Origin of the sequence: Candidatus Jettenia sp. AMX1, assembly GCF_030263775.1 — a bacterium.
Taxonomy (GTDB): Bacteria; Planctomycetota; Brocadiia; order Brocadiales; family Brocadiaceae; genus Jettenia; species Jettenia caeni.
This window is the reverse complement of sequence record NZ_SZPP01000011.1, coordinates 67,007-92,033: the sequence shown is the minus strand read 5'-3', so window position 1 is coordinate 92,033 and position 25,027 is coordinate 67,007. Positions and strand designations below refer to the sequence as shown.

Annotated in this window: 19 protein-coding genes and 1 riboswitch; of the genes, 13 read left to right on the top strand and 6 right to left on the bottom strand. The window is 40.2% G+C overall.

The genetic code is table 11. The annotated features are described in order from the left end of the window. Position 1: 1 nt before the first annotated feature. The 5 genes from FBQ94_RS04115 to rsmD form a co-directional block, all read right to left on the bottom strand. The gene (locus tag FBQ94_RS04115) at positions 2 to 553 is read right to left on the bottom strand and encodes a Uma2 family endonuclease (RefSeq protein ID WP_007223421.1); all 552 of its coding nucleotides are present in this window, start codon (positions 551 to 553) and stop codon (positions 2 to 4) included. Between the two features lie 99 nt (positions 554 to 652). Beyond that, positions 653 to 2,326, bottom strand: a complete 1,674-nt coding sequence (gene ilvB, locus FBQ94_RS04110; protein WP_007223422.1) for a biosynthetic-type acetolactate synthase large subunit — start codon at positions 2,324 to 2,326, stop codon at positions 653 to 655. A 229-nt stretch (positions 2,327 to 2,555) separates the two neighbouring features. Beyond that, entirely contained in the window at positions 2,556 to 3,023 is a 468-nt protein-coding gene (locus tag FBQ94_RS04105) for a SpoVG family protein (RefSeq protein WP_007223423.1), read from the bottom strand. Beyond that, the gene (ispE, locus tag FBQ94_RS04100; RefSeq protein ID WP_007223424.1) at positions 3,020 to 3,931 is read right to left on the bottom strand and encodes a 4-(cytidine 5'-diphospho)-2-C-methyl-D-erythritol kinase; all 912 of its coding nucleotides are present in this window, start codon (positions 3,929 to 3,931) and stop codon (positions 3,020 to 3,022) included. Before ispE ends, FBQ94_RS04105 begins: the two co-directional genes overlap by 4 nt. A 47-nt stretch (positions 3,932 to 3,978) precedes the next feature. Further along, the gene (gene rsmD, locus FBQ94_RS04095) at positions 3,979 to 4,551 is read right to left on the bottom strand and encodes a 16S rRNA (guanine(966)-N(2))-methyltransferase RsmD (RefSeq protein ID WP_040544670.1); all 573 of its coding nucleotides are present in this window, start codon (positions 4,549 to 4,551) and stop codon (positions 3,979 to 3,981) included. Positions 4,552 to 4,767: 216 nt separating this feature from the next. On the opposite strand from rsmD, the gene prfB reads away from it, so the two are divergent. From prfB to FBQ94_RS04030, 13 genes are all read left to right on the top strand, one after another. Further along, positions 4,768 to 5,875 (top strand): peptide chain release factor 2 gene (gene prfB / locus FBQ94_RS04090; RefSeq protein ID WP_285441998.1). Its coding sequence is split into 2 segments (ribosomal slippage): positions 4,768 to 4,836 and positions 4,838 to 5,875, totalling 1,107 coding nucleotides; the frame shifts between segments, so codons are not numbered across the junction. 29 nt (positions 5,876 to 5,904) lie between these two features. Beyond that, positions 5,905 to 7,170, top strand: a complete 1,266-nt coding sequence (glyA, locus tag FBQ94_RS04085; protein ID WP_007223427.1) for a serine hydroxymethyltransferase — start codon at positions 5,905 to 5,907, stop codon at positions 7,168 to 7,170. A gap of 71 nt (positions 7,171 to 7,241) precedes the next feature. Continuing rightward, the gene (locus FBQ94_RS04080; protein WP_007223428.1) at positions 7,242 to 8,261 is read left to right on the top strand and encodes an NAD(P)H-dependent glycerol-3-phosphate dehydrogenase; all 1,020 of its coding nucleotides are present in this window, start codon (positions 7,242 to 7,244) and stop codon (positions 8,259 to 8,261) included. Positions 8,262 to 8,785: 524 nt separating this feature from the next. After that, on the top strand, positions 8,786 to 9,841 hold the full coding sequence (locus FBQ94_RS04075) for a polysaccharide deacetylase family protein (RefSeq protein ID WP_007223429.1): 1,056 nt from the start codon (positions 8,786 to 8,788) through the stop codon (positions 9,839 to 9,841). Positions 9,842 to 9,981: 140 nt separating this feature from the next. Beyond that, positions 9,982 to 10,103, top strand: a riboswitch (cyclic di-GMP riboswitch). Between the two features lie 142 nt (positions 10,104 to 10,245). After that, entirely contained in the window at positions 10,246 to 11,175 is a 930-nt protein-coding gene (locus FBQ94_RS04070; RefSeq protein WP_007223430.1) for a glycosyltransferase family 2 protein, read from the top strand. Positions 11,176 to 11,420: 245 nt separating this feature from the next. Further along, positions 11,421 to 12,176, top strand: coding sequence for an ABC transporter permease (locus FBQ94_RS04065; RefSeq protein WP_285441997.1), 756 nt, complete (start codon positions 11,421 to 11,423; stop codon positions 12,174 to 12,176). Positions 12,177 to 12,202: 26 nt separating this feature from the next. After that, entirely contained in the window at positions 12,203 to 13,486 is a 1,284-nt protein-coding gene (locus FBQ94_RS04060; protein ID WP_007223432.1) for an ABC transporter ATP-binding protein, read from the top strand. A gap of 168 nt (positions 13,487 to 13,654) precedes the next feature. Continuing rightward, on the top strand, positions 13,655 to 14,899 hold the full coding sequence (locus FBQ94_RS04055) for a glycosyltransferase family 2 protein (protein ID WP_007223433.1): 1,245 nt from the start codon (positions 13,655 to 13,657) through the stop codon (positions 14,897 to 14,899). A gap of 67 nt (positions 14,900 to 14,966) precedes the next feature. After that, complete coding sequence (locus tag FBQ94_RS04050) at positions 14,967 to 16,220, top strand: twitch domain-containing radical SAM protein (RefSeq protein WP_285441996.1); 1,254 nt, start codon at positions 14,967 to 14,969, stop codon at positions 16,218 to 16,220. 164 nt (positions 16,221 to 16,384) lie between these two features. Then, complete coding sequence (locus FBQ94_RS04045; RefSeq protein ID WP_007223435.1) at positions 16,385 to 17,491, top strand: glycosyltransferase family 2 protein; 1,107 nt, start codon at positions 16,385 to 16,387, stop codon at positions 17,489 to 17,491. A gap of 878 nt (positions 17,492 to 18,369) precedes the next feature. Further along, positions 18,370 to 19,719, top strand: coding sequence for an ABC transporter substrate-binding protein (locus FBQ94_RS04040; protein WP_007223436.1), 1,350 nt, complete (start codon positions 18,370 to 18,372; stop codon positions 19,717 to 19,719). After that, positions 19,716 to 20,765, top strand: a complete 1,050-nt coding sequence (locus FBQ94_RS04035; RefSeq protein WP_007223437.1) for an ABC transporter ATP-binding protein — start codon at positions 19,716 to 19,718, stop codon at positions 20,763 to 20,765. Before FBQ94_RS04040 ends, FBQ94_RS04035 begins: the two co-directional genes overlap by 4 nt. Positions 20,766 to 21,092: 327 nt before the next feature. Beyond that, positions 21,093 to 22,838 (top strand): ABC transporter permease, encoded by a 1,746-nt coding sequence (locus FBQ94_RS04030; protein WP_007223438.1) that lies wholly within the window; start codon positions 21,093 to 21,095, stop codon positions 22,836 to 22,838. 20 nt (positions 22,839 to 22,858) lie between these two features. Here FBQ94_RS04030 and FBQ94_RS04025 read toward each other — a convergent pair whose 3' ends face one another. Continuing rightward, positions 22,859 to 24,634: a sialidase family protein gene (locus FBQ94_RS04025; RefSeq protein WP_007223439.1), complete on the bottom strand. Its 1,776-nt coding sequence runs from the start codon at positions 24,632 to 24,634 to the stop codon at positions 22,859 to 22,861. Between the last annotated feature and the right edge of the window lie 393 nt (positions 24,635 to 25,027).

Sequence of the window (25,027 nt, the reverse complement as noted above, 5' to 3'; positions counted from 1 at the left end):
GTTATTCAAAAATGTCTTTTAAATCTATTTCTAATCCCTCTATTATCCTGGATTTCACTATTCCTTCTTTTTTAGATCTGCAGAACTCCGAATACGATCCCTTCTCTAAAGTCAATATTTCGATAGCTTTTTCATCAGGAAATACCAGCCAATATTCCTTTACGCCATATTTTCTATAGATTTCTTTCTTTTCTACGGTATCATAAAAAGAAGAAGATGGAGATATTATTTCAATAATAAGGTCAGGCGTCCCCTGTATCGCATTTCTACCAATGATACTTTTATTTTCATTTCTAATAAAAATGATATCTGGTTGAAATATTTCATCATCATCAAAAATTACATCCGTTGGAGCATTAAAAACCCTTCCGAGTCTTTTTCCCTTTACCCAACTCCATAGTAAAGTTCCTAAATTCATGGACACACCCTGATGATCTGGCGATGGCGCTGGAACCATATGCAATTCCCCATGAAAAATCTCGTAGCGATTGTTATCATCTATCTTTAGATAGTCAGCGTATGTTATTTTTCTTTTATCAGTTATAGATGCCATCGCTTCTTCCTTCATTTAATTACGTATGATACACTGGAGACTTGGGATCCTACGGATATCGCCATCTGTAAAAACACAGAACATAGACAATTAGTTCCATTAAGCCATAGTCCCAATCATTCTATGGATTGCTTGCCCTGCGGGCACCATTGGGAAGACATTCTCACTTGGGTCTACTCTGAAATCCATAATAACAGGACCATAGAGAGAAAATGCTTTTTCTATCGTCGGCCGGACATCTTCCTTCTTTTCAACCAGGAATCCTTTTGCGCCATATGCCTCTGCTAACTTAACGAAATCCGGATTGCCGTCAAGATTAACACCAGAATAACGCTTGTTATAAAATAATTCCTGCCATTGCCGTACCATTCCAAGATATCCGTTATTCAATATAGCTATTTTCACAGGAATATTTAAACGAACAACCGTACTGAGTTCCTGAATATTCATTTGAATACTGCCGTCTCCTGCAATATCTACCACAATTTTATCGGGACACCCTAATTGAGCCCCTATAGCAGCAGGGAAACCATAACCCATAGTACCAAGCCCACCAGACGAGAGAAAAGTACGCGGTTTTGTAAACGTAAAAAATTGAGCCGCCCACATCTGATTTTGCCCTACTTCTGTCGTAATAATAGCGTTACCTCTGGCTACATCACAGATTTGTTCAATTACATATTGGGGTTTGATTACATTTCCATTATTATTGTAAGATAATGGGCTTTTTTCTTTCCAATGCCTGATTTTATCAAACCACTCTCTTCTCTCAACAAAATGGATATATTTTTTCAACTCTTTCAAAATATTTTTTGCATCGCCTACAACCGGAATATCTACCTCGATGCTCTTACTAATGGATGACGGATCAATATCAATATGAATAATTTTCGCATCGGGGGCAAATTCATCAATTTTCCCTGTAATACGGTCATCAAATCGTGCGCCAATCGCTATCAGAACGTCGGATTCGGTTACAGCAAAATTTGCGTAAGCAGTACCGTGCATTCCTAACATCCCCAAAGATAAGTGATGGTCTTCAGGAAAGCCTCCGAGACCCATAAGAGTCGTGGTTACCGGAAGGTTTCCTTTTTCCGAGAACTCAAGCAATTCCTTTGAGCAATCGGAGGCAATGATGCCTCCACCTGTGTAGACAACAGGTCGTTTAGAATTATTGATAACTTCAGCAGCAATCTTGATTTGGCGAATATTTCCTTCGTATTTGGGCTTATAGCCTGGTAAATTAACCTCTGCTGGTATTATCTCCTCGCACTTCTCCATAGTAATATCCACAGGTAAATCAATCAGTACGGGACCCCGGCGCCCTGTATTCGCTATATAAAACGCCTCCTTTACAATCCTTGCAAGGTCTTTAATATCTTTTACGAGATAACTGTGCTTCGTTATAGGGCGGGTAATACCGATGATATCAGCTTCCTGAAAGGCATCATTCCCGATAAGAAATGTTTTTACTTGTCCTGTTATAGCCACGACAGGGATAGAATCCATGTAAGCCGTGGCAATAGCGGTAGCCAGATTTGTAGCGCCAGGCCCTGATGTGGCAAGACAAACACCTACTTTACCGGTAGCTCTGGCATATCCGTCTGCTGCATGACCAGCGCCCTGTTCATGTCTGGTTAAAATAAATTTTATGGGAGATTCAAATAATACATCAAATAATGGCAAAACGGCGCCACCGGGGATTCCAAAGACATACTCAACCCCTTCCCGTATTAAAGCATCTACTAAAATTTGTGAACCTGTCTTAATCATTACTTTTCTATATTATGAAAGATTATGGAAATATTCATTAAAATATAAAACATAATAAACATTAACTCTATTACAAGAAAAAGCGATTGCAGCATCCACCGCTTTCAGGATATGTTTCAACAGGAGTGCGTAAATTTAGTTAAACAAGTAGAAACCTATTTACAAATTTATAATCTGGCATGAATTTTGGCTGTTGACAGGGTCAATTCAGCATAAAACCGATACGCCTTTACTTATCAGTTTTTTCCTGTTCCATGTCCTCATCCAAATCTACATAATCTAAGTCTTCCATATCCTCGTACTTTGGTGGCTTATATCCGGGTTTTTTAGACTTTTCAACCTCCTCGTTATAAGCTTTAAGGACTTTTTCCTGAATCTCTTCCCTGCATTTTGAATTTATTGGGTGTGCCGTATCCGCATGCAACTTTAATCTGCCCGCGCCTTTAGATGCGCGTTTTTCATCAAGTTTTGAACCACAATCGTTACAATGTTGTGCCATTAAATGGTTTTTTCCACCACATTTAGGACATCTATCCGTAAGCTTTCTGCTCGGCATAGCCACAAACGCCCCTTTGTGTCCTTCGATAACCTTTAGATCCCTTACGACAAAATCATTATCTATCGTAATGCTACAAAATGCCTGTAATCTATTTCTCTTCGCTTCTGTTAACTTTACTCTGACTTCAGTAATATTCACAATCTTCCCCCTTCCCGCTCCTTAACAGTGTCATCGAAATCGCTGGTTACCACAAACACATCACCGATATTAAGCATCTTTATTGTCTGTTCAATCTCCTTTTGGTCACATCCTCCTTTACATAAACCATATAAGGCCGAGCCGCTTCCTGATAAGAGTGTACCACAAAAATCAATCTCTGCTAAAGTCTTTTTTATCTTCTCAAGCCCCGGATAAAGTCTAAAAACTACTTCTTCTAAACGATTATGTAAATAAGCACCTAATTTTTCCGGATTCCCTAATAGTAGTGTCTGCAAGAAAAAATTAACATCTTTTAAATTTTTTGTCAAGTTAATTTTAAAATTTTCATAAACCGTTGTGGTACTTATCTCAAACTTTGGATAAATTATTACATAATTGTATTTTACATGCAATGGATAAGGGATAATTATCTCTCCTCTCCCTTTACATATCGCTGTATTTCCAATAACAAAAAAGGGAGTATCAGACCCTAATTTTCCGGCTAGCGATATAAGTTTTTTTTCATCATATCCAAGCTGCCATAAGTTGTTTAGCCCAACCAAAGTAGCTACAGCATCACTGCTTCCACCGCCAAGACCTGCACCGATCGGTATTTTTTTATCTAAATATATTTTTACACCTCTGGAAATTCCAGATTCTTTTTGAAGTAAACGCACCGCTTTTAAAACAAGATTATCTTCACCGGTAGTGAGCCTGGGATTTGAACAAGAGAATTCTATACCTTTTTCATGATTCTCCAGAAAAATGTAATCAAATAAACTAACTTCTTGCATAACCGTTTCGATTTCATGATAACCGTCTGGCCGTTTACCCAATATTTCAAGAAACAGATTAATCTTTGCAGGTGCAGCAACCTTTATCTTCCCTTGTTCTTTCCATATTCTCATATATTACCTTTTCTCTTTGTATCTTAGCGTCTGACTGGTTAACAGTACTATGCTTTAAAAAATGAAAGCTGCGTATCACCATAAACCCGGGTATCGAATAGTTCTAAACAAGAAGCTTCTGGCGGTATGGTAAATTCCATGGTTCTATGCTGTAATATTATGAGACCATCAGGTTGTATGATACGTTTATTACATAAGGATGAAAACACGATGAAGAGTTTATTCATATAGGGGATTTTTTCGATACATGGATATGGCGGACTGGCAAGGACGAGGTCAACTTCTCTCTTATTTTCCTCAAGATATCGAACAATTTCAAACACATCGTATTGTAAGACCTGTGCCTTATCTTGAAGCTTAGTTGTCTCAAGATTTTTCTTAATAACCTGGATTGCTGATTTCTCTCTTTCTACAAAAATACAAAACTTTGCTCCACGGCTCAATGCCTCTATTCCGATTGCTCCTGTGCCCGCATACAGATCAATAATTCTGCTGCCTGGAATAACATGTGAAAGTATACTAAAAAGAGAGCCTTTCACCCTATCCAGTATAGGTCTCGTCTTATCCCCCTTTACAGAACAAAGGGGCATACCCTTCGCGCTGCCCGCAATTACCCGCACAATATACTAACTATAATAAGTAATGAAACAAATAACCTTTTCTCGTGAATATTATATTACCTGGTCTCATAAAAACATGATAAGTATATTTTTCAATTAAGTCAATTCTAAATTCTATATTGACATATACAAGATATAATTTATAATTTTATGTCTTACATTAAATCCTGAAGCTATTCCGAATAATAGCAATTTTAAACAAGGTGCTCTATAATTATGGTTGGCAATTTAGAAAAAGAATTAGTTCCTCTTCGGGAACGTTTACTCCATCTCGGAGATTCTCTTTGACTTAGAGAATAAAAAAAAAGAACTGTCCACCTTAGAAGAACAACTCTCTTCTCCCCACTTTTGGGAAAACAAAGATAAGGCTCAACAAACTATCCGGAGGTTAAAATCTCTTAAGGGAATTCTTTTACCTCTTCACGAATTGCAAAAGACATTCGATGACATAGAATGCTTATCCATTCTCGCAGAGGAAGAACAAGACGAGCAGGTAGAAGCTGAAGTTGTTGGTGATATTAAGTCATTTACCCAAAAGCTTGAAAAGTTCGAATTGCGTACTATGCTTGGCGAGCCCCGCGACCATTGCAATGCGTATTTAAGCATTTATGCAGGAGCCGGAGGAACAGAGGCTTGTGATTGGGTGTCCATGTTATTTCGGATGTATAGCCGCTGGATTGAAAAAAGCGGATATACATTCTCTCTTATCGATGTATTACCAGGTGAAGAAGCTGGGATCAAAAGAATCACCGTCCTTATAAAAGGTGATTATGTTTATGGATATTTAAAGTCTGAAATTGGGGTGCATCGTTTAGTACGAATTTCCCCCTTTGATGCAAATGCCAGAAGGCATACATCTTTTGCCGCAGTCGATGTACTACCGGAAATTGAAGAAGAGGAAGAGATTGAGATTAATGAAAATGACTTACGGATAGATACCTATCGGGCATCCGGAGCGGGCGGTCAACATGTCAATAAAACATCATCTGCTGTCCGTCTTACGCATATATCTACTGGTATTATCGTACAATGCCAGAGTGAACGCTCGCAGCATCAGAACCGAAGGATGGCTTTAAATATGTTGAAAGCAAAATTGTATCAAATAAAAGAAAAAGAAAAAGAGAAAGAACTTTCTATGGCTTATGATGAGAAAGGAGAAATTGCATGGGGCCATCAAATCCGCTCATATGTATTGCAACCTTATTCTCTTGTTAAAGATTTGCGTACCAATAAGGAAACAGGAAATACCCAGGCCGTATTGGATGGAGAAATCGATGAATTTATGGAAGCATATTTAAAGTGGAAAATGCTAAAAATCAGTTAAATATATTTTAAGGAAAATTAGAGAACATTATGATTACATTAAAAAACGATGATCCGGAAGTTTGGCGCGCCATACAAGATGAAATAGAAAGACAAAAAAATACCATTGATTTAATTGCATCAGAAAACACCTGCAGTATCGCGGTACAAGAAGCACAGGGGTCATCGATGACCAATAAATACGCCGAAGGGTATGCGGGAAGACGATGGTATGCCGGATGTGGAAATGTGGATACCGTAGAACGTTTAGCAGTTGAAAGAGCAAAACAAATTTTTGGAGCTGAACATGCTAACGTACAACCTCATGCAGGTTCACAAGCTAACATGGCTGTTTGTTTCTCGGTACTAAAGCCAGGCGACCGTATGTTGGGAATGGATTTATCTCATGGCGGACATCTCACCCACGGATTTAAAAAGAATTTCTCAGGGATGATGTATGAGATAACCCATTACGGCGTAAAAAAGGACACGGGCTACATCGACTATGATGAGTTACGAAACATTGCCCTTAAAACGAAGCCTCACATAATCATTGCCGGCGCAAGCGCATATCCAAGAATACTCGACTTCCCAAGATTCAGAAAAATTGCGGATGAGGTTGGAGCTTACTTTATGGCCGATATTGCCCATATTGCCGGGCTTATCGCCGGAGGCGCTCATCCCAGTCCGGTTCCCTATGCAGATTTTGTTACCACAACAACCCATAAAACACTTCGGGGACCACGAGGCGGTTTGATCTTATGTAAATCAAAATATGCGAAAAAGATCGATTCTGTAGTTTTCCCTGGAATTCAAGGTGGACCATTCATGCACGTTATTGCAGCAAAAGCGGTTGCATTTAAAGAGGCCATGACCGAGGAGTTTAAACAATGCCAACACCAAACGGTAAAGAATGCAAGGGCAATGGCACAGGAATTTGTAAAAAGAGGATACAACATTGTATCGGGCGGAACGGATAATCATCTCTTTCTGATCGACCTCCGAAACAAGGGTATTACGGGGAAAGAAGCTCAGTTATCATTAGAAGCAGCCGATATTATCCTGAATAGAAATACGATTCCCTTTGATGAAATGGGCGCAAGTGCAAATGAACCGAACGGTATCCGTATTGGAACGCCTACGATAACCTCAAGAGGCATGAAAGAAGCTGATGCCGTGAAAATAGCGGACTGTATTGATAAAATCCTCTCACAACCCCACGATATGCAAACAAAGGAAGCTGTTCGAAAAACCATCAGAGATCTTTGTTCGCAGTATCCATTATACAAGGAAAATGCCTGCCAGACTTCGAAATAGCAATTCTTTAGTAACATTGAGTGCTTTAAAAGGGCTGGAGTAATCCAGCCCAATTTTTTATCGTTATCAAAATGACCTCGAGATCGTCACGAAAAATAACTGTTATTGGCAACGGTGGATGGGGAACTACTCTTTCAATCCTGCTCCATAAAAAGGGTTATGAGGTTACCCTTTGGGGCGCTGATGCATCGTATGTAAATTATCTGAAAGAGAAAAGAGAAAATGTTAAATTTTTAAAAGGCATTCCCATCCCTTCCGGAATCTGTATTACTTCTGATATCTCAAAAAAGTTACTCGATGCAGAACTCATCATATCTGCAACACCAACTCCCTACCTGCGTTCTGTACTTATGAAATTTAAAGATCTACTTGTTTATCGTGTACCTATTGTTAGCGTTACAAAAGGAATTGAAAATAACACCCTTCTGAGACCCAGCCAGATCATCGCTGATGTTGTTGGAAAACAATCTGTTTCCTTACTTCTCGGCCCAAGCCATGCAGAAGAAGTAGCGCGTGAATTGCCCACAACGACTGTCGCATCTTCGCAGGATGCGGGTTTAGCACAATTCGTTCAAGAGGTTTTCACCACAGATAGGTTTAGAGTGTATACAAATCCCGATATGATCGGTGTCGAGTTAGGCGCAGCGATGAAAAACGTAATTGCTATCGCATCTGGTATTTGCGATGGCTTGAGATTTGGCGATAATTCTAAGGCAGCCCTTATTACCCGCGGATTAGCAGAGATTAGCCGTCTGGGTATCATTATGGGAGCACAGAGAAGCACCTTCGCAGGACTTACCGGATTAGGCGACTTAATAACGACCTGTATTAGCCCGTACGGACGAAACCGCTGGGTCGGAGAACAAATTGGAAAAGGAAGAAAATTGTCTGAAATCCTAAAGAGTATGGAACAAATTGCAGAAGGTGTTTGGACGACAAAATCTGTTACAGCGCTTTCAAACAGATGGAACGTAGAAATGCCAATCACAAAAGAGATCTACAATGTACTTTTCACCGATAAAAGTCCGCTCGATGCGGTAAGCAATCTCATGATGCGCACTCCAAAATCTGAAGTGGAAGAGTTAATCTGAATATAGTCCTTGATCTTCCGTTTTCTCAGTTACCATTTTTTCCATCTCTTCAATCATTAACCCCTATTATTAAGCTTTCATTCCTTTGATAATGTATGCAATCATATACAGGGAGTATTTTTTTATAACGATTATGAGATATTATGTAAATATTTATGATATATCTACTTAAAAATAAATATATAAGATCTATGTATGTATATACCTACATAAAACCTAGAGTGTTTCCTTCAAACATAAAATAAATACCATTAGAATACCTCTTATGATTATCATAAGTATGTGTTGTTAAGTTATTTATAGAAAAAACTTATATATTTTCTTAAATTTTTCTGTAAAAGAACATTTTGGCAAATGTATTGCGCTATCAGGGCAGAGAAGCATTATTCCACTCCAGACATCACCGGAATTAATAAGTCCTGCAGAGATAATTCAAAAAATAAAACGAGAAAAATTCTCATCAAGATCTTATTTTTCGGAACACTTAGTATGTTAGAATAACAAAAGCATGAGGTAACATTATTATGATGATAAGCAGAATAAATAAATTACTACAAACTGCCCGGAGGCTTAAGAAGCTATTTGACCGAAAGATACTTATTTTGCATTATCATCGTATAACTGAAGAGCATTCAGATCCCAATTCTTTATGTATAACCCCACAAAATTTCTCTGATCACCTGGAGATTTTGCAAAAGTACGCCCGGCCAATACAACTACAGCAATTGATTAAAGCGTTCCATAATAAAAATCTCCCGCATAAATCGGTAGCAATTACCTTTGATGATGATTATGCGGATAACCTCCATAATGCCAAACTATTGCTGGAATGCCACGATATCCCGGCAACGATGTTCCTTACTACCGGATATATTGGAAAGATGTGTGATTTCTGGTGGGAGGAACTGGATAATCTATTGCTACAGCCAGATATGTTATCAAAGACGCTTCGCTTAAGTATGAATAAAAATATTAACCAATGGGAATCGAGTAAAGCAGTTCAGAGCTATCATGAGGACTATTGGAACTATCGCCGTTGGATGAATTGGGAAAAAGACGATCCTTGTGCCCGCCACGTCATTTATCTCTCCCTTTATGAACTGTTACACCATTTGTCAGAAGAAGAACAACAAGAGGTAATTGACAAACTGTTACTGTGGGTTAATATCAGGTCAACCGATACTGATCAACAAACTCCTGACTCTCTCTCATTTGAGGATGTATACGCCCTGGCACAAGGAAAACTTATTGAGATTGGGGCGCATACCGTAACACATCCAATACTTTCCACACTCCCACTGGCTACGCAACGAAAAGAGATACTTCAAAGTAAAGCGTATCTTGAAGAGATACTGAGCCGTCCAATAACAAGTTTTGCATATCCTTATGGCAGAGAGTGCGATTATACGGAAGAAACAGTCACCCTTGTGCAAGAAGCCGGATTTCATTGTGCTTGTACGAATGCTTCTGGTATTATTGGAAGAGATACAAACTGTTTTCAGTTACCTCGCATCCAGATATATAATTGGAATGGGGAAGAGTTTTCTCAGCAATTATCGAGATGGCTTAATTTCCAATAATACTATATTTTATTTGACATAAAATGCTATACTTGAATATAATTAATAAATAAGTATGTATAATCTGTTATTCCACACAAACAAGTTGCACTTAAAGTTTTGCGAGAAGACGTGGGATAAGATATACATAGTCAAAATCAAAACGACAAAGGCAAACCCTGAGTGATCAGGGGACGCAAAGTAAAGGATCTTTAATCATACTGGTAGAGGCGTATCATGATACGCCTCTACCAGTATGATTAAAGATAGCCCTACCACCGAACATGATAAATATATTTGAAATAAATCAGAGAACCTTACTCTGAGAATATTTGACTTAATATTCTCAGAGTAAGGTTTTTGTGTTTTAAGAGTGCGTGTAGGAACAACATCAAAACAAATCTTAGTTGAATGGAATATAATAGATGTCACAAGTTAGCATAATTATTCCTACGTATAATCGTGTTAAGCTTCTCCACTCGGCAATTACCAGTGTATTAAATCAGACATTTCAGGATTTTGAGATAGTTGTAATAGATGATGGTTCACAAGATAATACGCAGGAAATTGTAAAGAATTTTCATGATGAGAGAATACGGTATATACGCCATAAGGAAAATAAAGGAGAAGCCGGTGCCAGAAACACGGGAATAATAAATTCACATGCTGAATACATAGCATTCTTAGATGACGATGACGAATGGTTACCGGAAAAACTCCAGCTACAAGTTGATTTATTAAAAGATAGCGAATCCAAAGTTGGATGTATATATACGGGTTATTTAGTAGTAGATACAACGAAGGGAAAAATATTACGCCGAAGGATTCCCATAAAACGAGGAGACATTTATCACGATATATTTGTAAGAAATTATATTGGAGTTCCCTCTACTGTTATTCTCAGAAGAGAATGCTTTTACAAGGTAAATTTATTCGATGAGAACATAATCTTTGGAACCGATTATGATATGTGGATCCGGATTGCAAAAGAATTTCATTTTGATTATATAGAAAAACCTCTCGTTAAGTATTACATTCACAAAAATAGACTTTCTGCTAATTTGGATATACAAATTAAAGGATTTGAAACAATTCTGAAAAAATACAATCAATTTTTCACCTTAAATAATAAAATTTACTGTCATCAGTATATATATCTTGGCTTACTGTATTGTTGCACCGGAAATTTCAAAAAAGGAAGAGAAATATTTTTTAAAACAATACGGCTACGTCCATTTGGAATAAGAAGTTATCTGGGCCTTGCGCTCTCCCTTTTCAGTACAGATAATTTCAGGAGAATAAGAAATTTAATAGAAAAATTTCTCTTGTACCGCAAAAATCAGACCCCATTTTAAGACTAAAACATTAAGAGCCTAAATTTTGTAATGGAACACAAATTTATCATTTACCATTTTCTCCCAAATAATTTATAACAATAATTATCTTGATAACAAGATATATCTTTGATATACATTAAGTTAGGGTATTTCTTAGAATATCGTATTTTTACATAAAGATGTCTCCAACCGATTTAAATCTTGCTTATCCTTCTGAAAGAAGTATTTCTACCTTACATAAGAAGTCACACCATAGGAGTTCATTGGTCTACCACGTGGACTTACTATACCACCTCGTGCGTCGCGATTTTACTTTACGTTATAAACAATCGGTACTTGGCGTCCTTTGGTCACTTGTGATCCCCTTAGCTCAACTCATCGTACTAGTATTCCTCTTCGATATCGTTGTCCCACTGAAGATTGAAGCCTATCCGGTTTTTGTCTTCTGTGCTTTACTGCCATGGACGTGGTTCAGCACATGTTTGGGTTCAGCAGGTAATCTCTTTATTCATAATCGGGATTTAGTTCGACGGCCCAATTTTGCACCCGCTATTCTTATTATTGTGAATACCCTATCAAACTTACTGAATTATGTAGTAGCCATGCCGATACTTTTTGGCATGTTAATCTTTTACGGCAAAACTCTGACATGGGCTTTATTAACCCTTCCCCTGCTTATCCTCATCCAGGGCATTTTGATTGTTAGTCTTGGTTTAACGATTGCAACCCTGAACGTCTTTTATCGTGATATACAGCATATGATGAGCATGATGCTTATGCTACTGTTCTATCTGACTCCTGTTTTTTATCGTTCCCAGTCGGCTGTTGAAAATTATCGTATCTTGTACACGTACAGCCCGCTTGCAATATTAATCCAGAACTATCGGGCAATCTTTCTCTACGGCACATTCCCCGAATGGAATTCATTACTCATTGCCGGCATTATAAGCGTTGTTCTCTGCTGCTTCAGTTACCTTATGTATTGTCGTTACCTTCACGATGTCATCGATACCATTTAGTTAAGCGATTATTCGAGGAGTATGGGGTGTCTGCCGTTCTCACTGTAGAATCTGTCTCAAAGCAATTTAAAATCCAGCGCAATCGTCCTGTTTCCCTCAAAGAATCTATAATCTGGTGGTTCCATAACCGTTATAATACCAGCAATAACAGATTTTGGGCGCTCCGCGATATTAGTTTTTCAGTAGAGCAAGGTCAGGTATTGGGTATTATTGGCCATAACGGTGCAGGAAAAAGTACTCTGCTGCGTTTATTATGTGGCCTGGGAAGGCCTACCTGTGGACGTATCCAACGTACAGGACACGTAAGCGGCTTACTTGAATTGGGAAGCGGATTCCATCCTGACATGACCGGCCGTGAGAATCTCATGACGGGAGGAATCCTGAGCGGCCTGACCAGAGGCGAGGTACAGGCAAGGCAGCAGGAGATCATAGCCTTTGCCGAATTGGAAGAATTCATCGATCAGCCAGTAAGAACCTACTCCAACGGTATGTATTTACGGCTTGCATTCGCAGCAGCTATCCATTTTGACCCCGATGTACTCATTATCGATGAAGTGTTAGCAGTTGGCGACTCACGCTTTCAGAAAAGGTGTCTTGAACGGTTGAATGCCTTTCGTATATCAGGTAAAGCCTTAATCCTGACATCACACGACACTGAGCAGATCAAAAGCTTGTGTGATGAAGTCCTGGTATTAGAGGAAGGCCGTGTCGTGATGCAGGGTGACCCGGCAAGCGCCATAAGTTGCTATAATGATCTGATGCGCCAGAGGACAGAAAAACGGGCTGCACAGCTTTTCAATGGAGCAGTTCAACCAAGTCTGACAGTTGAACATGGCAATCGTATGGGGACACAGGAAGTATCGATCTGTGCTGTCCATCTGTATGATAAACAAGGAAATATGAATGATACCCTGCATAGCGGAGATGGATTGACAATCGAACTTAAATACAATCTTACTGCGTCTCTGTCCGACATGGCTCTTCTCCTGGGTATCTATAGCGAGACTAATGTTAAGTGTTTTGAGACCTATATCCTATCGGTAAGTGCAACCTTTGGTCCCCTAACCAAACAAGGCAGTTTCAGTTGTCACTTCCGGGAATTACCCTTGCTCCCTGGATTATATTATATTACCGTAGGTCTCTATCCTGTTGATTGGAGCTATGTTTACGATTATCATTGGCAGATGCATCCCTTACACGTTCTAAAAAACGGAATACACTCTGGGGTTTCCGGTATAATTTCTCTTTATCCGGTCTGGTCTGTTCCACCAGAAAATTCAGGACAAGCTGAGACGAAGATACGAACCTAATTAAACACAGTCACATATTACATGCAAAACCAACAGAAATCATCGCCGTTGATTTTTCGCTCGATTGAGTCCGTTAAAGACCGTAAAAGCAAAGAGGTTTATCGTAAACCGGTTCTAAACTTGCTGTAAAACGCTATACGATGGGGAAATCAAAAAGGAGCAATATATATGGAATCGAAAAAATATGTGATTCAAACTGATCAAATCAAAAGTCCTTTGATAAGTATTATTGTCACGAATTTCAACTATGCAAGATATATTGAGACTTGCCTGCAATCGATAGCTGATCAAACGTATACAAAATTTGAGTGCGTTATTGTGGATGACGTCTCTCAAGATAATTCCGTAGAGATTATTGAACGCTTCATCGATAACAACCAGGTATCGGACCGATTTCGTTTAGTACAGCATGGGGAAAACCAGGGTCAAATGGCGGCGTTCCAGACAGGCCTTGAACACACAAGCGGCCGATTTGTGGTATTTGTTGATGCTGACGATCTTTTGCTGCCGGATTTCATTGAAACCCATCTCAAGGCACATTTGAATTCGTCCTACGAGGCAGCTTTAAGCAACTCGGATCAGTTCCAGATCGGGTCCGATGGACAGATTCTCAGCGCCACCCACATTGTCATGTACAAAAACCGTGGCAATACGAGATCGATCGCGAGGGAACCAAAGAATGGTCAGTGTGAGTGGGACTTCCCGCATGAGGGGCCAATAACCTTTCGGCAACCGGATTTACCCATAGAATACTATCACGCATGGGAGGTTCCGCAATGGGGCTGGATGTGGAGCACGACCAGCGCAGCGATGTTTCGACGCGATGTTTTGAATATGATTATGTCTGAGGAATGCCGTTGTCTCAGGGTGTGTGCGGATAGCTATTTATTTCATTTCTCCCACGCGCTTGGTGGCACCCTGATAATCCCTGCCGTCCATGGGTGCTATCGCCGCCACGGCAGTAACGCCTTCTCCAATAACCCCATTATTGGCGGCTTTAACAGTCCCGGTGACGTTCGGAGAGACCCTAAAGCACTTTCCAGGGAGCTTAGTTTTCGGCTTGCTATCAAACGCTTCGACTATTTTCATGCTGTAATCGGCAGAGATCGTATAATTTGGCTCTTAAAGTATTTTGGTTCCGGCAGGAAATTTATAAAACTCACACTATCACCCAAAACCTTCCCCGAAAACATGTTCATACCAAGCGTGCGCATAACCCCGGAAAACATATTTTACCCGAAGATTTTTAGGTCTCCGGTTGCGCCACAGAAAATAATTATCCGCGTAATCGGGAGGTTCTATTTGAGGTTTGTTCGATACATGTATCAAGTAATTAGATTCTTTAGAAATCCCAGAGTAGACCGGATCAAGTTTTCTCTGGAATCTTGCTCCAAAGAGACCGATAGCGTGTGAGCAGTAAAATTCATCAAACCAGCAAGCTGAATAATCATTTATTAAAGTGAGAATTATAGCAATGAAAATGGAAAAATCTCTTAAAGAATACTTGATAGACTTCTATCTTCACAAATCTGATGTTTTTTGCATCATGCCATGGGTGCATATGCATAGCTGGCCTGATGGCAGAGTACTACCATGCTGTTATGCGAAATGCGATCAACCCATCGGATATTTGAATAACGGTTTAAAAGTCGTTTGGAATAACGATGCTTACAAGGCCTTTCGGCAAAAAATGCTTAAAAATATTCCAATCCCAGAGTACTGCTATAAATGCTATGAATACGACAAGTCTGGAAACTTTTCTTATCGAAGATATGCAAATAAAAAATTCGGGAAACACTTCTATGAGGCTTTAGACGAAACGGACGCAGACGGAACCTATAACGAGTTTACGCTTCGCTATTTAGATTTCCGGTTCTCAAACCTATGCAACCATCGCTGTAGATCATGCGGTCATGGACTTTCAAGTAACTGGTATGACGAGCATGTGAAGATACATGGCGATCCCGGCCTTCCAAAGGTAATCAAATCAAACAATCAAGCGTATCTTAAAGAGGTATTGGAAATACTTCCGTCTGTAGAAGCTGTATATTTCGCAGGCGGTGAACCATTGATACAAGAGGAGCATTATCTCATACTCAACAAGCTTAGGGAAATAGGAAAAACCGATGTTGATCTTTCGTATAACACGAATTTATCTATTCTCGGTATAAAGAATTATGATGTTTTTGATTTATGGCGTGGATTCAAGAGTCTCAGAATTGGCGCTAGTTTAGATGGTTCCGGAAGTCGTGGTGAGCTGCTAAGAAAAGGACAAAGTTGGGAAGTTATTGTGAGGAACAGGAAAAAATTAATGGAGAGCCCACCAGAGGTAGGATATTTTGAATTTGGAGTTTCAGCTACAGTTGGAGCCATGAATGTTCTTCACATTCCGGATTTCCACCGTGAATGGATTGATGCGGGTCTTATTCCTCCAAATGCTTTCCTAATCAACCCTATTATGGATCCAAATTTTTTACGGGTGAATATATTACCGAGGGAATATAAAGATCAAGTAGAGAAAAAATATAAAACATTTATGAGAGAATGTCTATCGGGATATGCGGAAACATACCAAGAATACGAAGCCTTTCTTAGGTTAATGTGGGAACATGATTTACAGGAGTATCTGCCTACTTATTTCTGGTGGATAAAGACACTGGACGAAAGTCGCGGTGAAAACTTTGTGCAAGTTTTCCCGGAATGGAAAGAGCTTTTTCTAAAGTACGCTAAATGAGTAAAAGTAAGATATAGGTAAAATTTTATTCTATACGCTTCCCTGCAGCATTATCTTGCTGAATGGTAGTTCTCGGTACAATAAAATATAACTTTTATCCATTTCGGATGCGTACAAAAACAGCTACAAGATGTAATCGTCAGCTTATGGAAGGAAAAATGATCATGGAACCAGATCAATTTGCTTCAGGCCAGCCTTTGGTGTCGGTCATTATCCCTGCATACAATGCGGAAGCTTTTATTCTGCATACATTAAATTCAGTGATCTCTCAAACTTACAAAAATATTGAGGTTATTGTAGTTGATGACGGCTCACATGATAAAACTGCACAAATTGTAGAATCAATTATGCAGCGTGATGATCGCGTGACACTTCTGCAACAGCCGAATTCCGGGGTCTCAGCGGCACGTAACAAGGCAATTGAAAAATCCCGGGGTGAGTATATAGCACCTATTGATGCTGATGACATTTGGTACCCTCAAAGCATCGAGAAACAAGTACAGTGTATGTTACACGCAGGACCAAGCACGGGAGTCGTCTATGCCTGGTCAGCGCATATTGATGAAAAAGGCTTACTAACAGGCGGGCACAATGCTTTCGATTTAGCGGGTGATGTTTTTGAGGCATTAATGTTTAGTAACTTTATTGGCAATGGGAGCGCATCTCTGATTCGTCGCATATGTTTTAATCGAATTGGAGGGTATAACGCACAAGTTGAGCCTTGTGAGGATCTTGATTTATATCTCCGGATTGCAGAACTTTATAAGTTTCACGTAGTAAAAGAGTTTCTGGTCGGGTACCGTAAAACTACTGGCAGTAGGTCTTTTAATTGCAGAGGCATGGAAACGTCCCTACGTATAATACTAAGGAATAGAAAACAGCAATATCCTGATATTCCATTGTTCTTTTATCGCTGGTCATGGGGCCATTATTATTTATACCTCAGCAACCAAAGCAGATTATCCGGCCGCTACTGGATAAGCATTCACTACCTGTATAAGGCAGCACGGGCAGATCTTGTTTTGCTCTTATATCCGGAATTTTACCGGCATCTGTGCAGATGCGGTTTGCGATTGGTAGAAAAAGCGGTTATTTTTACTGCCCGGATACTGCATTGTCCTTCAGCAACTAATTTTAGAAAGGCAGGTACTACTCATAAAAAATTTACGATTTCTGACATCGAAATACGGAGTAGTCGCCGATTACCGTGCAGTTTGAATAAATTGCATCGGGCTCGACTGCAGCGTATTCATCGTTTATTTGCAAAGTGAAAGCTGTTATGTTCAATACTCCATCAGGCTCTCTTTCGCTATCCCTCTTTGCATGTCTTGCCATAATACTATATCTTCCCTTGTTCTTACTCGTTTTAACAGTTGTATATAGTCTACAGCAAATCTCTTATTTATCTATTTATTTACAGAATAATCTACTAGAATCATGTGAGACATAGTAGGTATAAGGAGAGAATTTTTCATACACTGTAAGCCGGTTCCCGGGGTGGCACGGACAAACTTTGTTTGTCCGTGTTTTGTAATCCATATCCATGTACGTAGATAAATATGCAATAAGCACGGACAAACAAAGTTTGTCCGTGCCACCCGGCCTGGAGTTATCTAAAAATCTACTGGTAGTACCCAGAATCATTTGAAGATTTTGAAAGCCCTTTATCGGTTTTGAGTCTATGTAGTTGTTCTTTTGCTTGATTAATTAGAAATATTTCGAACAAGGAATGATCCTAAAGCTCATCAAGATTAAGTTTTGAAATTTTCCCTTCAGATGCTTCTTTTAAACCTCTTTGTACACTCTCAAATGCTTCCTTGTTTTCATAGAGCCAAGATTCCGATGATGGAATTGTTTTTAGTAGTTTTCAATTCTTTATAATATGAAAATATTATAACAATGTACTCTTTTTGACAAAGAGAAATTTTCTTATATAGTGAAATAAATCAGGTTTTCGAGATTTGAGTACCAATAATTTGAAAATTTTCTGCTAGAAGAGTGCGTAATTTTTCTCGATAAGATTTAAATTGAGAGAATACGGAGGCAAGAAGAGAAGCCGTATCGGGAATCCTTCAAATACTTTAACAAGTTACATAATACTCTTTTATTTATCTATATTTTTAATCTTATTCATCGTACAATACGTATCATGCAGCTTAAGTTTATATTACCTACATTTACCTTGAAGCGGTTCTTTTTATTCCTGCGGCCTGTTCTCTGTACTTTTTTATGGCTTACAAGTTGTCACAAATCACCGGTTAAAACCCTTGTCATTATCTCTCCTCATTGGGATGGTATAAAACGGGAGTTCTCCAGGGCATTCAGCAGTTGGCATGAGAGAAATTACCATGAGAGAATCGAAATTGACTGGCGCGATGTGGGCGGTGCCAGCGATAGTCTGAAGTATGTTATCTCACGTTTTGGCACAGAAGCAAAAGGTATTGGCATAGATATTTTTTTTGGCGGCGGTATTGATCCCTTCCTTGAACTTACAAGAGAAGGTCTGACTGAAGTCTATCATCCACCGAAATCGGTTATGACAGGCATTCCTGCCGAAGTTGCAGGGTTACCGGTTTACGATCCGGAATACCACTGGTTCGGCGCCGCCCTTTCCAGTTTTGGCATTGTAGCAAATGATCGTGTACTGAGAGCCGTACATCTGCCCGAGGTAAAGAAATGGGCAGACCTGACAAACCCTCTCCTGCAAACCTGGATTGGAGTCGGAGACCCGAGGAATAGTGGAGCAGTTCATTTGATGTATGAGATTATTTTACAAGGATATGGCTGGATGAAAGGATGGGAAATTCTGTATCAAATAGCCGGAAATGTACGGTCTTTTGAGAAAAATTCTTCCCTTGTTGCTAAAGAAGCAACGTATGGAAATATTGCCTATGCAATGACGATTGATTTTTATGGTTTAACTCAGGTCAGTTCAGCCGGAACACAGAATATGCATTTCATTCTCCCGGAAGATTACACGATTGTTAGTCCAGACGGAATTTGCATGTTAAAAGGAGCTCCTAATCAAACGTACGCTAAACGTTTTATAGATTTTGTACTTTCAGAAAACGGGCAAAAACTCTGGATACTACCTGTCGGACATCCGGAAGGGCCGGCGTATTTTCCGATTGAACGGCTTTGCGTACGGCCTGATTTGTATGATCAGGCCTGCGATATCTGGACGATTACCATGAATCCGTTCAAGATTCAAACCACACTCAAATACGATGCAAATATTGCAAGCAGAAGGTGGAAACTCCTGAATAGTTTCATTGGCGCAACTATGATTGATGTACACCCAGAACTTGTTGCTGCATGGAAAAATTCGAAAGATAATCCCGGACGCCGTGCAGAATTTAGTAAAATTTTCTTAACTGAAAATGAAGCACTTGAAATACTCGACACATTTAACAACAAAGATGCTGTCCAGTTTCGCAATGCAAAAAATATCGAGTGGCAGCAAATGGCTCAGACCAAATTCCGAAGATTGGCACAATGAGAGTATCACTCAACAACGTAACGAAACTATTCGGCACAACTACCGCTGTTGATAGGGTAACGATAGAAATTGCAGACGGTGAACTTTTCTTTTTGCTCGGACCCTCCGGTTGCGGTAAAACTACTATTCTGCGTATTATCGCCGGATTCCATCAACCGGATATCGGTGAGCTGAGATTCGATGGAAAAATAGTCAATAACCTCCCTCCCAATCAGCGAAATACCGGTATGGTATTTCAAAACTATGCGCTATGGCCTCACCTCACGGTAGCAGAAAATGTTGCGTACGGGCTTGATATACGCCGGGTATCAACCCAGGAAAAGAAACAGCGTGTACGGGAAATGCTGGAAGCTGTCCAAATGGATGATTATGCAGGACGGATGGCAAATCAGCTATCAGGCGGCCAACAACAACGGATAGCTCTTGCACGCGCTTTAGTTATTCAACCCGATATTATCCTCCTCGATGAACCTCTATCGAACCTCGATGCCAAACTCCGGCTGGAACTCCGGGATGAGATTAAACGTATACATCGCGAATTTAACGTTACGATGCTTTATGTAACCCATGACCAAAAGGAGGCTCTTTCACTCGCCGACCGCCTTGCAATTATGGACAAAGGGAAGATCATACAGGTCGGTAGTCCTGTAGCTATCTACCGCAGGCCGATAAATTCATTTGTTGGCGCCTTTATCGGAGACATGAATTTTATCGGGGGCAAAATTATATCGAAACACACAGAAATTACCGAAATTGAAACTCCTATCGGTGTTCTCCGCAGTTCAATGAAAAATGTATTAAGATTGGGTGAATCAGTCCTCTGCGGCATCCGGCCTGAGGGCATACAACTATCCGAACCCGACAGCCAATACCGGGTGAAAATCGAATCAGTTACCTACCTCGGTGAAATGGAACAATACCGCATTACTCTGCATGATAAACTTACCTGGAAAGCGGTTGAAATAAATCCAAAACAGATACGGGAAGAAGGACAGATGTGTGGAATGAATATATCGCCTGAGGATGTGATAGTATTCAAAAATTAATCCGGTGAATTTGTATATCTAATGGGTAATCCCCCTTGATCCCCCTTTAGAAAAGGGGGAGATAGTGAAATTCCCCTTTTCTCAAACATTCACCATTTCCCCCCTTCTTAAGGGGGATCAAGGGGGATTAAAGGGTGTGTTAAAGATCATGAAAAGTTAGTGATATTGGGCATCCTGCCTGTGCGTACAGATATAATGTCTGTACCACCAGTGAGCCTTATTATAATAAACCAATCTTAACAGTGTACCAGTACAGGGTAACATACACCATGGGTAAAGATGAATCAACAAACCGTTCTACAGGAAGCTTCCTTATGAAAGGTACACATGTATAAACCAAAAAGAGTATCAATCCGCATCGTTTTGGTATTCATGCTTATTTTATTATTTTTTGGCATATTCCTCATTTACCCCCTTATTCACTTGTTAAAAACAACTTTTGGCGGAACGAGTGAAGGAATGCTTACGTATTTCATGCTTATCGTGTCCAGTCCACTACAGGTCAGATGTCTATTCAATAGCTTTTTCATTGCGATACTGATTACCCTCTTGACGACGGTTGTTGCATTACCAATAGCCCATTGGTTTACCCGGTATGATTTCCCCGCAAAAGGGTGGATACAGCCGTTCCTGCTTGTCCCTATGATCATACCCCCCTTTGTTGGTGCAATTGGAATAAAACAGCTCTTTTCAAGATTCGGCTCCCTGAATTTATTCCTCGACAAAATCGGCCTGGTCCCGTTGCAACATCCCATTGACTGGCTTGGCGGAAGTGGATTTTGGGGAATCATTGTGTTAGGTACGCTGCACCTGTATCCGATCATGTTCCTGAACCTGCAGGCAGCAATGGCTCATATTGATGTATCATTGCTTGAAGCCGCTGAAGGTCTGGGAGCCAGACCATTCCATATCCTTCGGACAATAACATTACCACTCATCATGCCCGGATACTTTGCTGGCGCAATTATCGTTTTCATCTGGGCGTTTACCGATTTAGGAACCCCGTTGATTTTTGGTTTTGATCGTGTTATACCGATGCAGATTTTTAATAACCTTACAGAAATTCATACAAATCCTATGGGGTATGCCCTGGTAGTATTTACCCTATTTCTTACCTTAAGCTTATTTCTCATATCAAAAGCGTTTATGGGCCGCAAGCGTTATGAAATGGTCTCCGGTAGACATGGAATGAGTTCTCAAAAACAGGCTTCAGGAATACAATCGTGCTTAATTCTGGCAATTATTTGTGGAATTAGTCTGTTAGCGTTATTACCTCATATCAGTGTAATTCTCCAATCATTATCCGGCCGTTGGTTTTTTACGATACTGCCAGAGGAGTGGACACTGGACAACTATCAATCCGTATTTGCCCACTCACTCACAGTAACCAGTATAAAAAATAGCCTGTTTCTTTCCTCAATGTGTGCATTGCTTGACCTTATATTCGGAATACTTATTGCATATCTGATCGTCCGCAAACAAATCCCCGGAGGAAACGTACTGGATATACTGGCAATGCTGCCTCTCGCATTACCCGGTCTGGTAATAGCATTTAGCTATGTCGCTTGTTTTCATTTTCCCATGCAGCCTTCCCAGCACTATCCTTTCTGGTATCGCTGGCTTAATCAATTGATGGATCCTACCGTAAATCCAACGCTATTACTTATCATGAGTTACTCAATACGGCGGTTACCCTATATAGTCCGGATAGCGTATGCAGGTTTTCAGCAAACCAGTATTACCCTGGAAGAAGCCTCCTTCAATCTTGGGGCTACACCATGGCATACCATACGAAGAATAACGTTACCGCTCATGTTAGCCAACGTAATAGCAGGCGCTATTATGACCTTTTCCCTTGCAATGCTGGAAGTAAGCGATAGTCTTATCCTGGCGCAAAAGGAGAGATATTTCCCCATTACGAAAGCCATATATACACTTATTGCACTTATCAATCCAAATGCACCATCAATGGCTTGTGCTTTGGGTGTTTTAGGGATGGTATTGCTGGCTGCTGCCCTCTTTATCACCAGTAAAATACTCGGGAAACGAATCGGGTCTCTGTTCAGAATTTAAAGCATCAGTATAGAGAGAAATTATTTCAATTTAGCAACACCTATATTGCTATCACTAAGGGAGTTATCACCCCATGCCCCGATAAACCCATTATTCGTTTTTGAAGCATCCTGGGCAATAGTGATATACTCACCGATACTAAAATCAAAACTAGAGACAAATTCATCTTTGAGACCTGAATCAAAACTCCTCTCTGTTACCTTCCTGTTCATCCATGTTGCCCCGGCATTTCCGGAAGTAGCTACAGTAACATCTATTAAAAAATTGCGTAAATTATATTTACGATCGTAAAAGAGAACACCTATTTTGCCTGTTTTGTCTACAGCGATGGCGGGTATAAATTGATCGGCCTTCTTTGTAATGGGGTCATTATTTACCCTGACAGGGGCTGACCATGAGCTGCCACCGTCTGTGGATTTGCTAAAAAGAATATCCGCATAACGATACCGAGAGTCGAAACTCAGGGGCTCATGTCGCGAAAGATTTCGGCCATCATGCCAGATAACGTATACATTGCCGTTGGTAGCTGTGCCAGAGGTATCGACAGCCAGACCATGGAGATTAAAAGGAACCTCGATATTTCCCTGAAGTATTGAGAAGGGAGAACTTCCCGCATGGGTAACAGGAGAAACTTTAACTTCGGCCCCAAAGGTATTTCCTCCATCAATGGACTTACGGAGTTTAATACTACGGGGATTAAGACTTTGATCTCCAAACCTGTCAAATTCTTCCCATGCCACATAAATTTCCCCGTTCGGACCCACAGCTACTTGTGAGTTAGTTACCCATCCGGTATTCTCTTCTGTCACTGGTTCCTCCGCAATTTTTACCGGTTGTGACCAGGAGGCTCCCCCATTGGTTGATTTTACCAATTCTATTCTTATTATATTTGATGCACCACTAAAGTCAAACCTGGTATAGGCAACATAAATACGAGCGGGCGATCCCGGTTTAACAGCCATCGATGGGTAATCGAAAACAGACGTCTCGCTTTCCCCGGCTCCTTCGGTTGCTGAAACAGGAAATCCCCACGAGAATCCTGCACTCGTGGATTTAAAGACAGTAATACCGTTAAAGATTGCAAGACTACTGTCTACTTTGAAGTATCTATCAGCGATGCATGCATAATAAAATGTAGAACTGCTTGCAGCCCTTACCACGGGGTCTCCAAAGAGGTCATAGAACGCCATATCATTCGGAAGCGGATCAGCCAGAAGTATCCCCTTATCCGTAAAGGCCGCTCCTGCATTGCTGGATCTCGACCAGCCAAGACGACTAAAACTACCACTTGGACTTGGGCTTGGAGGGAGAGACTCATCAAAATTTGGAAGGAATGTAGCCGCGTAGGATCCTGAGTCGCTAAAGCCGCATACAGCATTATTTCCCCACCACCCTATACTAGGGTTATATTGTGTAAATCCTCCAAAAAGTGATAAGGAGTCACTTTTCGCAAATGGATTGTTTCCGGTAAAAGGGGCTGGAGGAGTCAGGGCTTTCTCAATTTCTTTAACCTCATCCCCTTCCTGCGAAAATCCACCTTGCTCCGCAGCTCTCTCCAGGATGGATTTGATACTGTCCCACTGTTCTTCAAAACCGATAATCATTTGATATCCACTCGAAAGACGATTGACATTTTTCCCCAAACGCTGCTTCAAAAATTTTCCACGTTCAGACAACATCTCAAGCCGTGCGAGAGTATTTTTGGGAGCAGGTTGTGCTTCCACAGATATAACCCCCAAAAGTCCCACAATGCATACCACACCCACTATGAGTATCAGCTTTCTCTTTCTTAACATATTATCCTTCCCTTCTCTGAAATATTTACATGAGATCTCTCGTTCACAGAGAACGACATTTTGCTATTCCTATGCTTACTCTAAAGGAGTAGAGCAATTTAAGGAATCCCTGTATTGAAAAATTTCTGTGGAAAATAGATATATCATTTTTGGATACTCTTAGAGACTATCTGAAAAGATACTTTGGTGGATTCGCTTCGCTTAATCCACCCTACCGATAATTCTATAATGAGTAGGGTGGATTAAGGCGCTGTCTTTTGCGCTGAATCAACCACTTGGGTACTAAACATGCCGCATTCAACCCCGAAGGGGTGAAATGATTATAGAGAAAGAAAAACTTATTTTACGTTGGTCTCAAAAAGCATACCAAAAGAGCGTATCCTATACATCTAC

Bases quoted from the DNA above. Each gene is read 5' to 3' on its own strand.
- FBQ94_RS04030 (WP_007223438.1), top strand. From the start codon at position 21,093: ATGTATAAACCAAAAAGAGTATCAATCCGCATCGTTTTGGTATTCATG.
- ilvB (WP_007223422.1), bottom strand. From the start codon at position 2,326: ATGATTAAGACAGGTTCACAAATTTTAGTAGATGCTTTAATACGGGAA.
- FBQ94_RS04115 (WP_007223421.1), bottom strand. From the start codon at position 553: ATGGCATCTATAACTGATAAAAGAAAAATAACATACGCTGACTATCTA.
- FBQ94_RS04045 (WP_007223435.1), top strand. From the start codon at position 16,385: ATGGAACCAGATCAATTTGCTTCAGGCCAGCCTTTGGTGTCGGTCATT.
- glyA (WP_007223427.1), top strand. From the start codon at position 5,905: ATGATTACATTAAAAAACGATGATCCGGAAGTTTGGCGCGCCATACAA.
- FBQ94_RS04050 (WP_285441996.1), top strand. From the start codon at position 14,967: ATGGAAAAATCTCTTAAAGAATACTTGATAGACTTCTATCTTCACAAA.
- FBQ94_RS04080 (WP_007223428.1), top strand. From the start codon at position 7,242: ATGACCTCGAGATCGTCACGAAAAATAACTGTTATTGGCAACGGTGGA.
- FBQ94_RS04075 (WP_007223429.1), top strand. From the start codon at position 8,786: ATGATGATAAGCAGAATAAATAAATTACTACAAACTGCCCGGAGGCTT.
- FBQ94_RS04055 (WP_007223433.1), top strand. From the start codon at position 13,655: ATGGAATCGAAAAAATATGTGATTCAAACTGATCAAATCAAAAGTCCT.
- FBQ94_RS04040 (WP_007223436.1), top strand. From the start codon at position 18,370: ATGCAGCTTAAGTTTATATTACCTACATTTACCTTGAAGCGGTTCTTT.
- FBQ94_RS04025 (WP_007223439.1), bottom strand. From the start codon at position 24,634: ATGTTAAGAAAGAGAAAGCTGATACTCATAGTGGGTGTGGTATGCATT.
- ispE (WP_007223424.1), bottom strand. From the start codon at position 3,931: ATGAGAATATGGAAAGAACAAGGGAAGATAAAGGTTGCTGCACCTGCA.
- FBQ94_RS04070 (WP_007223430.1), top strand. From the start codon at position 10,246: ATGTCACAAGTTAGCATAATTATTCCTACGTATAATCGTGTTAAGCTT.
- FBQ94_RS04035 (WP_007223437.1), top strand. From the start codon at position 19,716: ATGAGAGTATCACTCAACAACGTAACGAAACTATTCGGCACAACTACC.